Below are 12,905 nucleotides of genomic sequence, written 5' to 3' on the forward strand. Positions count from 1 at the left end.
TGTCACGAGAGAGCAGAATAGTCAGGCCTCGAGCCGAGGTCGCAAGCCGAGTGAACACCTCGAAGCGCTCCCTCCGGACAAGGCGAACCTCGATACCGACCTGGCCGCTCACACGATCCGCCGCATGGTGGAGGACTCACGATCGACTGGTGGGAACGCAGCGTTGACCAGTAGTGCGGCTTAACGGCGACGCTTCTTGCCCTTGCCGCTCCGAGACCGGGCCAACCCGCCCAACGGATGCCCCTGGCGGCTCGGCCCGAACTGCTCGAACACCTCGGCCAGCTCCGCGAGCCCCACCTGGTCCGGGTGGCCCGAACCGAGGATCGCTTCCCGCAGACCCGCGAGCTCGCCTCCGGACACCGCGCTCAGCACTCCCTCCGGCCCGGCCGACTCCAGCAGGACCAGGAACTGCTCGGTCATGGCGAGGAGGCGTTCCCGGTCGTCGACTTCGCCGAGGTCCAGTTCGCCGCGGTCGATCAGCGCTTGGGTCGCGATCGGGCCGAGGGCCGGGTCGGTGCGCATGTCGCGTAGCACCGCGTCGCCGTCCGGAAGGGCATCGACGAGGACCGCGAACATGTCCGATGCCCGGGTGCGGAACGGGCTTTCGCGGATGGCGTCCAGCAAAAGCGACAGGTCCCCACCATGTGCGGCCAGCCAACCGGAGATCTCCGCCGCGGCCGTCTCCGCGGTGTAGTGGTCCACGAGCGCGCCCAGCATCGGGGCCGGGGCCGCGGCCACGAGATCACCCACCCGAGGCGCCACCCGGCCCTCCCGCAGCAGCCGCCCCCTGACCGCGCGGACGCCCAGGGGCGTGAGGGTGATCAGGTCGACCGACGAGGCGTCGAGCGCGACCCGCAGCCGGTCCCGCACGTCCGGCGGGAGCTCGGGATTCTCTGCCAGATCACTGCTGTACATCGGGTCGGGCCGCCCCGTGGTCAGCTCGACCGCGCCGAATTCGGCCAGCTTGCCGAGCAACCGGCGGAACTCCAGGGCGAGACCGTTCCGCCACACCGGCTCGGCCGGCGGTTGCAGATCGAAGTAGGTGTGCTCGGCACAGGCCAGCCAGACGGTTTCGGCGAGCCGGACGACCGGAACCGGCTCCGGCAGGCCGTAGATCGTGTTGAGCACGTCCGGCAGCACGACGTCCAGGCTGTCGTCGAGCAGCTCCGTGTAGCCCGGCCCCCAGCCACTTCCCTTGACCAGCAGGCCGCGCCCGGGGAGTGCGTCGAACGCCGCCGTCCACAGCGCGAGGGCGTCCTTCAGCAGCGGTGCCGCCTTCGCCACGCGCACCAGCCTGCCCTTGACCACCCGCACGATCCGGGTGCGCTTCGCGAGTTCGAAAACGATGGCGAGGTGGGGCAGATCCGCACTGCTGCGGACCTGCTGCGGTTCGCCGCCGAGATCCCATTCGAACTCGTCGGCGGTACCCAGCAGCGACACCAGCTCGCGGGCGTCGGCCAGCTTCAGGTTTCCGGTGGTCGTCAACGCGCGGCCGTCGCCCACCCAGCCGGCGAACTTCCGCAGCTGGGTCACGAGCGACGAGGCTTCGGCCGTGTCCGCCAGCTCCGCGTCGGCCGGCAGCGACACCGCCGGCTGCGCAAAAGCGCGTTCGGGTTGCTCGGTGAGCTGCCTGGCGACGAGTTCGTCCAGGAGCTCGGCGTCATAACCGTGCCGCCCCTCGCGTACCTCGGCGAAGAACGCGTTCAACGCCTCGTGGTCCGAGGGGTCGATCCCCTTCCGGGCGGCCGTCATCACCCAGTACTTGGCGACGCCGAAATTGCGCTCGTCGGCCATCGCGGCCGGGAACCCCTCCGTCGCCGCGGCGACCGCGGCCTCGAGCTCCGCCGGCGGGTCGCCCATGGGGCCCGCCAGCCCGGCCTCGTGGAGATAGCGGAGGAACAGCCGCAGCGTTCCGGGCACGAGGACGGCCTCGCCGGCGGTGGCCGACAAGGTGCGCGGCACGTACGACAACAGGAATTCCCGGACCAGCGCGGCCGTCCAGTGAGTCAGCCGCCCGTCGACCGAGGTGTGCCGGAACTGGAGTGCCGAAACCACGGCGTACGGGTCGACCTCATGGCCCTGCTCAGCAGCCCACTTCGTGAAGCGCCGGACCAGGAGGTCCTGCCCCGTTTCGTAGCCCTCGTGGTCGGCTTGGTCGTAGTAGGTGCGCACCCGGTCCCCTCTGGTCGCCTACCGGCACCGTAGCGACAGGAGCCGGGCCCCTCACAACCGATCCGCCCACCGGGCCCCGTAGACCAGCCCCGGCGTGAGGTGGCGGAACCGCAGGTGTACCTCCCCCGCCGCGTCCACCTGCAGCGTCCGGCCGCGGTACCGAGGGTCCGCGACGTCCCGCTCGAACGCTCCATCCAACGACAGCACCTCCGAAGGCCCCTCCTTCCCGAACCGCACCCGGAGGTCGAACACCTCGCACCGGTGCCGCGGCACGTACACCATCTGCGACGCCAGCCCACAAGGGAACACCGCCGCGAACTCCCACGGCTCGCCGCGGGACAGCGGCCGAGGCAGCTCCACCGTTGCCGGGGAAAGCGTTCCTCCGTACAGCACCGAACCCCCGTCCAAGGACAAAGCCAGGTCGAACGACCGGACGCCGTCCTGGTCGGCCACCACCCGGTGCTGCTCGAACACGCACGACTCCTCGAGCACCAGCGCCAGCGTCAACGACAAGATGTGCCAGTAGCCCGGTGCAGGCACCGGCGACAACGCCAGCTCCGCCAGCAGCTCGATCGCCTCGTCCACCCGGCGCCGGACCGTTCGGGGGTCGCGTTCGACACGCTCAGCCGCCCAGCGGACCCGGTCCTGGTACAGCGGCTGGCGGGCCTCCGGCGAGATCGCGAAGGCCGCCAGTGCCGCCAGGCGGAGGTCCTCCGGCAGCTGCGAAGCCAACTCCGACAGCCGGTCGGAAACCTTCGTCCGGATCATCACCATTCCGTCGGACTCCGACACCGCGCAGGCCGCCCGCAACGACGGCCCCACCCGGTCCGAGAGCCTGCTGGCCTGCAGACCCCTTCCCTTCCGCAGCGTCTTCAGCTCCGCTACCAGCTCAGCGCGCCCCACGGTCTTCTCCTTCAGTGCGTTTCCATGGCAACCCCCTTGCGGACCCCCTTTTGGACAGGGTGCGGTCGGCCGGTGGACGGGAAGTGGACAGAACGTGCATCACCGAGGCGATCAACGCCGTCCCCATGCGGACGCCGTCGCGGCCCCAGTAGGCGCGGAACGTCCCGATGCGGCCGAGCGCGTCCTCGTCCGCGTCGCCCATGCCGAACGTCACGACCCGGGGACAGCAGGACCAGGACGGGTCCGTCAACGCGGCGAACGCGAACGGCCACGTCACCGGGTCCGTCGGCTGGCCGTCGGACAGGAGGAACACCAGCGGGCGGTGCACGACCAAGCGGTGGCGCTTCAGGACAGCCACGTCGCGGTCGATCGTGGAACGCAGGAACGTGAACAGCGGACCGAAGTTGGTGCCCGCTGACCGGCCCGGTTCGGGCAGCTGGGCCAGGTCGTCCATCGGGAGCAGGGACTGGACCACCTGCGGCCGCTCCCCGAACCCCACCACGCTGCAGAACACGCGGCCGGCCACCGACGCGTCCGCGTGGACGGCGCCGCGGAACTCGCGCAGCCCGGTGTTCAGCTCGTCGATGTGGTCGGTCATCGAAAGCGAGACATCGCAGGCCACGTAGCACGGCAACACGTCGGACCCCATACCGGTTTCTCCTTCACACCCCAGGTTGACCGGCGGAGTCTGCCGAGCCCGCGTGCACCGAAAGTGGAAGAAATGCGGATTTCCGAAACCCGGACGGCCGATTGCGCGACATCGAAAGTGGACAGCAAGCTGACGCCGGGGAGGCCGCGTGGAGTTTCGGATGCTCGGCCCGCTGGAGGCGTGGCACGACGGCGCGCCGGTGCCGCTGGGCGACCAGCAGCAGCGGTTCGTCCTCGTCGTGCTGCTCCTGCACGCGAACAAGCCCGTCACGCCCGCGCGGCTCGCCGAGATCGTCTGGGCCGACCGCGAAGCCAAGCCCACCCTGGTGCGCAGCTACATCAAGCGGCTGCGGGACGTCGTCGGGGACGCGACCATCGAAACCACCCCGACCGGCTACCTGCTGCGGATCGGCGACGACCAGCTCGACACCGTGCGGTTCGACCGGCTCCGCGCCGAGGCCGCGGACGTCCGCGGCGGCGACCCGCGGCGGGCGATCGCGCTGCTGCGTGAGGCCGTCGGCCTGTGGCGGGGGAAGTTCCTCGAAGACATCGACATCGACCGCGTCGGCGGGCCCGGGGTGATCTCGCCGGACGAGAGCTACCCCGATGTCGTCGGTGACCTGGCCGAACTCGAGCTCGAAGCCGGCGACCACCGGTCCGCGCGCGACCGGCTGCGGCCGCTCGTCCAGGCCGATCCGGCCAGCCAGAAGCACGCCGAACTCCTGATGCGCGCGTTGCTCGCCGGCGGCGACCGGGTGGCCGCCCTGCGCGTCTACCACGGCACGCGCGACGCCCTCGCCGCCCTGCGCATGGCGCCCGGGCCGGTGCTGCGGAAGCTCGCCGCGCGGGCCGAACAGGGCGATCCGCCCAGCTCGCTGCCGTCGCGGCCCGGCGGGTTCACCGGCCGGGCCGCGGAAATCGCCATGATCGAGGCGGCCGCCGCGGCCGGGCGGCGGGCCGTCTGGGTCAGCGGCGCGCCCGGTGCCGGCAAGTCCGGCCTGGCCGTCGAGGCGGCCCACCGGCTGCGCGACCGGTTCCCCGACGGCCAGCTCCTCGCCCGCCTCAACGGGTTCACCCCCGGCGTCGACGCGGTCGACGTCGGGGACGCCCTGACCGAGCTGCTGGTCGAACTCGGCGTGCCCGCCGAGCAGGTCCCGGCCACCGTGGGCCGGAAAGTCACGCTCTACCAGGCGACGCTCTGGGGCACCCGCACGCTCGTCGTGCTGGACAACGCCGCGTCGCCGGAACAGGTCCGGCCGCTGCTGCCCGAAGCGGACGGTTGCCTGGCCGTCGTCACCAGCAGGCGGATGGGCGACGCCGACACCGGCGAGCACATCCGGCTCTCGCCGCTGCCGCCCGCGGAGGCGGCCGAGCTGTTCCACGCGCTCGCCGGGCCGGCGCGGCTGCGGGGCCGCGCGGCCGACGTCGCCGCGGTGGTCCGGCGGTGCGGCTCCCTGCCGATGCCCATCCGCGTCGCCGCCGCGCTGTTCCGGCGGCACGACCGGTGGCCGCTGGAGCACCTCCTCCGCCTGCTCGACGAAAAGGGCCAGGCCGACGCCAACGCCGCCGTCCGCGTGTCCTACCAGCAGCTCGGCGCGCCGCAGCGCGTCATGTTCCGGCTGCTCGGCAGCCTGCCGGGGCCGGACGTCGACGTCGTGGGCGGTGCGGCGCTGGCCGGCTGCGACGTCGCCGAGGCGCGGTCGCTGCTCGACGAGCTCCACGAGGTCAGCCTCCTCGAGGAGGCCGCGCCCGAGCGGTACCAGATGCTCGACCCGCTCAAGGAGTTCGCCGCGGACGTGCCGGCGCCCGGGCAGGCGATGGTCCGGCTGCTCGACTTCTACCTGGTGACGCTGGCGGCCGCGGTCGGCGCCGCGTACCCGTTCGACCGCGCTCAGCTGCCCTCGACGACGGACCGGTCCTGCGCGGTGACGCCGGTCTTCGCCGACGCCGACGCCGGGCTGCGGTGGATCGTCGCCGAACGCGACAACCTCGTGGCCGCCATCCGCTACGCCGCCGGGCACGCGCTGCCCGAGCACACCTGGCGGCTGGCCGTGCTGCTGTGGCGGTACTTCAACACGACGAACCAGTTCGAGGACTGGATCGGCACGCTCGAGCTCGCCTGGCGGACCGTCTCCGCCGACCCGGGCAACGACTACGGCCAGGCGCACGTCCTGCTGCGGCTGGCCACCGCACACGACCGGCGCGGGCAGCTCGCCGAAGCGCTGGAACTCGCCGCCCAGGCCCTGCCCAAGTGGCGCCGCCTCGGCGACCCGCGCGGCGAAGCGGCGACGCTGTGCGCGCTCGCCATCCCGACCATGGAACTGGGCCGGCACGACCAGGCGATGGCCCACCTCGAAGCCGCGCTGGCCAAGTACGAGCAGACCGAAGACCGGCGGGGCGAGGCCCACGCGCTGGGCATGCTGGGGTACCTCAACGATCTCCACGGCAACCTCGAAGTGGCGCGGCGGCAACACGAGTCCGCAGCGCGGATGCTGCGGCAGATCGGCCACGTCCAGGGCGTGGCACACACGCTCAACAACCTCGGCTCGGTGCAGGAAAAGCTCGGCCTGCTCACCGAAGCGCTGACCAGCTACACGGACGCGCACGCGCACGCCGCCCAGGTCGGCGACCGCTGCGTCGAGGCCTACGCGCTGAACAACATCGGGAACGTGCACCGGCAGCGCGGCCGGTACGCCGAGGCCGTCCGTTACCACGACAAGGCCAGGGAGGTGGCGGCGAACGTGCCGGACGCCGACCTGCGCGCCCAGCTGTACCTCGACCGCGGCGCGACGGCGCTCGCCCGTGGCGCCCGCGGGGAAGCGCTCACCGCCTGCCGATCCGCGCTGGATCTCGCCGACGGCAACGGGAACCGGGCCTACTGTGCCCGGGCGCACCGCGGCGTCGCGGAGACGCTGCACGCGATGGGCGACCACGAAAGCGCCGTCACCCACTGGGCCGCGGCCGAGGCCGGGTTCGACGCGCTCGAGCTGCCGGAGGCCGGCGAGGTACGCGAAGAACGTTCGGCGCTGGAGTGCGCCTGCGGCCCACGATGAGCCGTGAGCGGCGGGCTGCCGCCGCCCACGGCCGGTCGTTCAGCCGTGCCAGGGGTTGCCTTCGGTGGTCGGGGTCGGCGTCGGGGTGACGACCGGGGCGGCCGGCGTCCCGCCGTCGTCGTCCGCGTACGCGGAGGTGGAGCCGATCACCGGCAGGGCCGCGAACGCGCAGATCGCGAGCACCGGGCCACCGATTTTGGCCAGCTTTTTGAACATGACGAATCCTCCTCGCCGAACGGTTATTTCCGAGCGCTTCGGAGAATTTCCGCGCCCACCACCGAGGATTCGCGTCACCGCATTCAGCTACAAGGGGTTTCCTGTTTCATAAACGAACAGGAAACAGCGAGCGCGCCGGCCAGGAGCACGCCGGCGGCCACGACCAGCGCGATCGACGTCGTCGCGGAAGCCGGCAGCGCGCCCAGGATCGCCACCCCGAGGGCCGCGCCGGTCTGCCGGGACGCGTTCAACGCCCCGCCCGCGACGCCGGTCAGCTCGGGTGGGGCCGCCGCGACCACCGCCGTCAGCAGTGCCGGGATCGCCAGCGAAACCCCGAAGCCCAGCATGGCCAGCGCGACCACCGACAGGACCGCCGACGTCGAGCACGCCTGGACGAGCGTGCCCGCGGACATCAGGGAAAAGCCGCCGACCGCCGGGACGCGGGGGCCGATCCTGGCCACCAGACGGCCGGTGAAAACGGGGTTGAAGGCCGTCGGAATCGTCAGCGGGAGGAAGGCCAGCCCGGTCGCCGACGGTGGATAGCCGCGGGATTCCTGGAAATAGATCGAGAGCACGAACAGCACCCCGGACAACCCGAAGTTCGCGATCGCACCCGCGGCCAGGCGCAGCGGGAACGCGCGGGTGCGGAACAGGCGGGCCGGGAGCATCGCCTCCGGGTGACGCTGGGAGCGCACGAACACCGCGGCCGCGACGGCGGAGAGCGGCAACGCGCCCCACGACTTCTCGATCAGCGCATACGTCAATGCCGACAAAGCGACCACCGCCGACAGCTGGCCCACGACGTCGATCCGGCCGGGCCGCGCCGGCACCGTGGGAGCCGACCGCGACAGGACCCAGGCGATCGCGGCCACCGGGACGTTGACCACGAAGATCGCCCGCCAGCCGAACGCCTCCGTCAGGAGACCACCCAGCACCGGGCCCGCGACCAGGCCGGTTCCGCTCACCGCGGCCCACATCCCCATCGCCTTGGCGCGTGCGGACGGCACGGGGTAGGCCGCCGCGATCAGCGACAGCGACGACGGGACCAGCAGTGCTCCCGCGACGCCGAGCAGGGCCCGGAGCGCGATCAGCAACGGTGTCGAAAATGACAATGCCGACAAACCGGACAGTGTCGCGAAGGCGATCAGACCCAGGGAAAACACCCGGCGGGCGCCGAAACGGTCCGACCACGCGCCCGCCGTCAGCAGGAACGCCGCGAACGTCAGCGTGTAGCCGTTGGAAATCCATTGCTGCGCCGGCAAAGAGGGCGAAAAGGCCGGAAGCGCGACCGTGACGATCGTCGTGTCCAGCATGACCAGGAAGTAGCCCAGCGAAAGGCCGGTGAGGAGTCTTGCCACCCCGAAAGCCTGGACGCTCGGTGACAACGGCGGAAGCAGGCAGTTACGATGGCGGCCATCGGGAACTCCGATGGGGGATGCCATGGAACTGCGCCACCTGCGCACCTTCCGCGTCGTCGCGCGGACGCTCAACTTCACCCGCGCCGCCGCCGAGCTGCACTACGCGCAGTCCAGCGTCACCGAGCAGATCCAGGCCCTGGAAGCGGAACTCGGCTCGAAGCTCTTCGACCGCACCACCAGGCGGCTCACGCTCACCGGCGCCGGGGAACGGCTCGTCGGGTACGCCGACCAGGTGCTCGAACTCGTCGAGGAAGCCAGGGCCGCCGTCGACGAGGAGCGCGGTGACCCCGAGGGCGACCTGACCATCGGCGCCCTCGAAACACTGTGCGCGCAACGCATCCCCGCCCTCTTCGGCGCGTACCGGACGCGGTGGCCGCGCGTGCGGATCACGCTCCGGGAAGGCAGCCGCGGCGAGCTCTACCAGGCGGTGCGACAGTCCGAAATGGACGTTTGCTTCACCTTCGGCGCCCCGCCGGCCGACCCGGCGCTCGCCAGCGCGACCCTGGGCACCGAACCACTCGTCGTCATCGTCCCACCGGGACACCCGTTGGCGAGCAAGGAAGAAATCCGGCCCGGCGACCTCGACGGCGTCGGATTCCTCGCGACGCCGAACGGCTGCGGCTTCCGGGAGATGCTGGACCGGATCGACGGGCCCGTCGTCGAGGCCGAGGTCGGCAGCCTCGCCGCCCTCGCGCGGTGCGTGGCCGCCGGCCTGGGGTGCGGGATCGTGCCCGCCCTGGTCGCCTGCGAAGGCGCGGTCGCCGTTCCCCTGGCCGGCGCGGCCACCGACGTCACCATGACGTGGCGGCGGCGCGACGAACGGAAGCCGAACGTCGCCGCGCTGCTCGCCACCGCCTACGCGTTGTCCGGCAATGACAGCCCGAAGCCCGCGGTGGTCCGGCGGGCGATGACAACGGCTTGACCTGGTTGCCGCCTTCTCAAACGGCCGCCGATGTGCAAGGCTGCCGAACAGCCCGACAACGTTGTCACCTGGGAGGTGCGCGCCCCATGGGGTCGCCAAGCAGACAACTGATCGCCGCGGCGGCCGTGGGGCTCGTGGTCGCCGCCACGACCCAGGCCACCGCGCACGCCGCCGCGCCGGTCGATCCGGTGAGCCTGGTCAACCCGTTCGTCGGCACGCAGAACTTCGGGAACACCTTCCCCGGTGCCAGTGCGCCGTTCGGGATGGTGCAGGTCAGCCCGGACACCGGCGGGCAGGGCGGCTACGACTACCTGCAGAACTCGATCCACGGCTTCAGCCAGACACACCTGTCCGGCGTCGGCTGCGGCGTGATGGGCGAGCTGCCGATCATGCCGACGACCGGCGCTGTGGACAACGTTGACAAGAACGCCTACCGGTCCGAATACGGCCACGACGACGAGCACGCCGAGCCCGGCTACTACCGCGTCGGCCTCAAGAAGTACGGCATCGACGCCGAGCTGACGGCGACCGCGCGCACCGGGTGGCAGCGCTACACGTTCCCGTCGACCGGGCAGGCGAACGTCCTGTTCAACACCGGCCAGGCCAACCAGTCCGTCAAGGACTCCGAGATCCACGTCGTCGGCGACCGGACGCTCGAAGGGCGGGTCAAAGCCGGCGGCTTCTGCGCCGGCCACGACGAGCACACCGTCTACTTCACGGCGACCTTCGACCGGCCGTTCAGCTCGTTCGGCACCTGGCGCGGCTCGACGCGCACGCCGGGCGGCCGCGACGCCGCGGGCACCGGCGGCAACGGCGCCTGGGCGAGCTTCGACGCGACCACCGACCACGACGTCGTGCTCAAGGTCGGCCTGTCCTACACCGGGCTCGACGGCGCGCGGAAGAACCTCGCCGCCGAAACCAGGGACTACGACTTCGACGCCACCCGCGCGGCACTGCACCAGCAGTGGGCCGACCGGCTCGGCGCGATCAAGATCGCCGGCGGCACGACCGAGCGGCAGACGGCGTTCTACACCGCGCTCTACCACGCGCAGCTGCACCCGAACCTGGCCGGCGACACCGACGGCGCGTACACCGGCTTCGACGGCAAGGTGCACACGGCGAGCGGCTACACGCCGTACCAGAACTTCTCGCTCTGGGACACCTACCGGCCGCAGAACCAGCTGCTGGAGCTGCTGGAACCGCAGGTCGCGCGGGACGTCGCCCTGTCGGTCGTCGCGATCGGCCGTGACGGTGGGTGGCTGCCGCGGTGGGCGCTGGCCGAGAGCGAAACGAACATCATGACCGGCGACCCGGTGACGCCGTTCCTCGTCGAGGCGTGGTCGAAGGGCCTGCTCGCCGGGCACGAGGAAGAGGCGTACGCGCTGCTGAAGAAGAACGCGACGAGCACGCCGCCCGCCGATTCGCCGTACAACGGCCGCTCCGGCGTCAACTACTACAACGAGCGCGGCTACATCCCGAGCGGGCTGACGCTCGGCACGGACTGCGCGGCCAAGGGCGGCGACAACGACTGCGCGCACCCGGCGTCGGCGACCATGGAGTACGCCGCGGCGGACGCGTCGCTCGCGCTGATGGCCCGCGGGCTCGGCCACGGCGCCGACGCGCGGATGTTCGCCGACCGCGGCCAGTGGTACCGCAACCTGTGGGACTCCTCGATCGGCCAGTTCCGCCCGCGTACCACGGAGGGCACGTTCGTCACGCCGTACAACCCGGTCGACGCCGGCCACCAGTTCCACGAAGGCGGCGCCTACCAGTACCAGTGGCTCGTGCCGCAGGACCCGGCCGGGCTCGTGTCCCTGATGGGCGGCCGGACGGCGACCGAGCAACGCCTGGACTCCTTCTTCTCCTACGGCAACCTCTTGAAGGACCCCGCGGGGACCGCGCGGAAGGACTGGATCGCCAGCCCGTACGACTACTACGGCAAGGCGACGTACAACCCGAACAACGAGCCCGACCTGCTCGCGCCCTACATGTACAACTGGGTCGGCGCGCCGGCGAAGACGGCGACCGTCGTCCGCGCGGCGATGACGTTGTTCACGACCGGCCCCGACGGCATGACCGGCAACGACGACCTCGGCACCATGTCGGCCTGGTACGTCTTCTCGTCGCTCGGCCTGTACCCGACGATGAGCGGCGCGAACTTCCTCGCGCTGTCGAGCCCGCAGTTCGAGTCGGCGACCGTCCGGATCGGACAGTACGGCTCGGCGCAGGGCGGGACCCTGACGGTGTCGGCGCCGGGCGCGAGCGACGCGAACCGCTACATCCAGAGCGTGTCGCTCAACGGCCGGGACGTCCGGCAGACGTCCCTGGACTGGGCGGCACTGGCGCACGGCGGGACGCTTTCGCACAAGCTCGGCTCCCGGCCGTCTTCGTGGGGAACGTCCGTTTCCGCGGCGCCGCCTTCGGTGAACAACGCGGCGGGCGACCCGCGGCGGCACGTCGACGCTTCGTTGCGGCAGACGTCCGTGGTGATCCCGGCCGGCGCCGCCCAGCAGGTGCACCTCGACCTGGACGTGGTGGCGCAGCACCCGGGGCTGCAGCCGGTGACGGTTTCGGTCACGTCGCCGTGGAAAGCGCAGGTCCAGCCGTTGCTCGTGATCCGGTCCGGACGGCTGCCGGTGCAGAAGTCCGTGCCGATCACGCTGAACGTGCCGGCGGGCGCGGCCGTGGGGACGTACCCGGTGCGGGTCGCGGTGTCCGGCCTCGGTGCCAACACCGTGACCCGCTCGGCGAGCGTCGAGGTCCGGACGCCGTCGGCGTGCGTGTCGCCGGGTACGCACTGCGCGGTGGACCTCACCCGCGACCGCAACCACGACGGAACGGCAACCGTGGCCTCCTCGTCGGAAGGCAACTTCGACGGCGGCGGCTGGAGCTACGACGCCGCCCTGCTCCCACCGGCGGGCCCGGTGGCTTGGGACGGCGTCACGTACGCGGCTCCGGACCCTTCGGGGACGTCGCTCAACTTCGTCGAGGCTCGTGGGCAGTCGCTCCTGCTTCCGGCGGGTCGGTACTCGGCTTTGAAGCTGGCCGGGGCGTCGCACAACGGCCCGGTGTCGACGACGGTGACCGCGCACTACACCGACGGGACGAGCGCCGATCTGGCGTTGACGTTCGGCGACTGGGCCGGGTCCGGGAGCCCGGTGGTGCTCGAGATGCCGCACCGGATCAAGGCGGGGAGCGGGGTCGATGGGCCGCCGGTGCGGTTGTTCGGTCTTTCGGCGGGGTTGGACGGCGGGAAGACCGTGCAGTCGGTGAGCCTGCCGAACGATCCGCGGGTGGAGATCTACGCGCTCACCCTGACTTGAACACACTGAGCTGTCGACTGCTACCGTACGTAGCATGCTAATTGACATGTCAATTAGCATGCTGCCGACCGCGAAACACTCGTCGCCTTCGCGAATACGCGAGGTGGCACCCTGATCCTCGGCCGCTAGGGTGGCTCGATGTCGGTCGCGCACATGGCGGCCATGACGCAAGGCAGCTTCGTCCGAGTCGGCGACGGGGACCGCAGGCTCACCGGTTACGAAGTCCAGCTTTCCTGGCGAACCGCGGGCA

8 protein-coding genes are annotated in these 12,905 nt (G+C 71.4%); 3 read left to right on the forward strand and 5 right to left on the reverse strand.

The annotated features are described in order from the left end of the window. Positions 1 to 180: 180 nt before the first annotated feature. The 3 genes from I4Q55_RS06410 to I4Q55_RS06420 are packed head-to-tail and all read right to left on the reverse strand — an operon-like array spanning position 181 to position 3,724. Positions 181 to 2,172, reverse strand: a complete 1,992-nt coding sequence (locus I4Q55_RS06410; protein WP_206785100.1) for a hypothetical protein — start codon at positions 2,170 to 2,172, stop codon at positions 181 to 183. A gap of 51 nt (positions 2,173 to 2,223) precedes the next feature. Next, positions 2,224 to 3,075, reverse strand: coding sequence for a hypothetical protein (locus I4Q55_RS06415; RefSeq protein ID WP_206785101.1), 852 nt, complete (start codon positions 3,073 to 3,075; stop codon positions 2,224 to 2,226). Next, the gene (locus I4Q55_RS06420; protein WP_206785102.1) at positions 3,062 to 3,724 is read right to left on the reverse strand and encodes a hypothetical protein; all 663 of its coding nucleotides are present in this window, start codon (positions 3,722 to 3,724) and stop codon (positions 3,062 to 3,064) included. The genes I4Q55_RS06415 and I4Q55_RS06420 overlap by 14 nt, the downstream gene beginning before the upstream one ends. Positions 3,725 to 3,872: 148 nt before the next feature. Here I4Q55_RS06420 and I4Q55_RS06425 point away from each other — a divergent pair, with 148 nt between their 5' ends. Continuing rightward, positions 3,873 to 6,776, forward strand: coding sequence for a tetratricopeptide repeat protein (locus I4Q55_RS06425; RefSeq protein ID WP_307793137.1), 2,904 nt, complete (start codon positions 3,873 to 3,875; stop codon positions 6,774 to 6,776). Positions 6,777 to 6,815: 39 nt separating this feature from the next. Here the strand turns inward: I4Q55_RS06425 and I4Q55_RS06430 are convergent, their stop codons facing one another. Both I4Q55_RS06430 and I4Q55_RS06435 read right to left on the reverse strand, forming a co-directional pair. Continuing rightward, complete coding sequence (locus I4Q55_RS06430) at positions 6,816 to 6,992, reverse strand: hypothetical protein (protein ID WP_206785103.1); 177 nt, start codon at positions 6,990 to 6,992, stop codon at positions 6,816 to 6,818. Positions 6,993 to 7,075: 83 nt separating this feature from the next. Further along, positions 7,076 to 8,350: an MFS transporter gene (locus I4Q55_RS06435; RefSeq protein ID WP_206785104.1), complete on the reverse strand. Its 1,275-nt coding sequence runs from the start codon at positions 8,348 to 8,350 to the stop codon at positions 7,076 to 7,078. 82 nt (positions 8,351 to 8,432) lie between these two features. On the opposite strand from I4Q55_RS06435, the gene I4Q55_RS06440 reads away from it, so the two are divergent. Continuing rightward, positions 8,433 to 9,332, forward strand: coding sequence for a LysR family transcriptional regulator (locus I4Q55_RS06440; RefSeq protein WP_206785105.1), 900 nt, complete (start codon positions 8,433 to 8,435; stop codon positions 9,330 to 9,332). A gap of 86 nt (positions 9,333 to 9,418) precedes the next feature. Further along, on the forward strand, positions 9,419 to 12,655 hold the full coding sequence (locus tag I4Q55_RS06445; RefSeq protein ID WP_206785106.1) for a GH92 family glycosyl hydrolase: 3,237 nt from the start codon (positions 9,419 to 9,421) through the stop codon (positions 12,653 to 12,655). Positions 12,656 to 12,905 lie beyond the last annotated feature (250 nt).

The organism is Amycolatopsis sp. MtRt-6, assembly GCF_017308975.1.
GTDB lineage: Bacteria > Actinomycetota > Actinomycetes > Mycobacteriales > Pseudonocardiaceae > Amycolatopsis.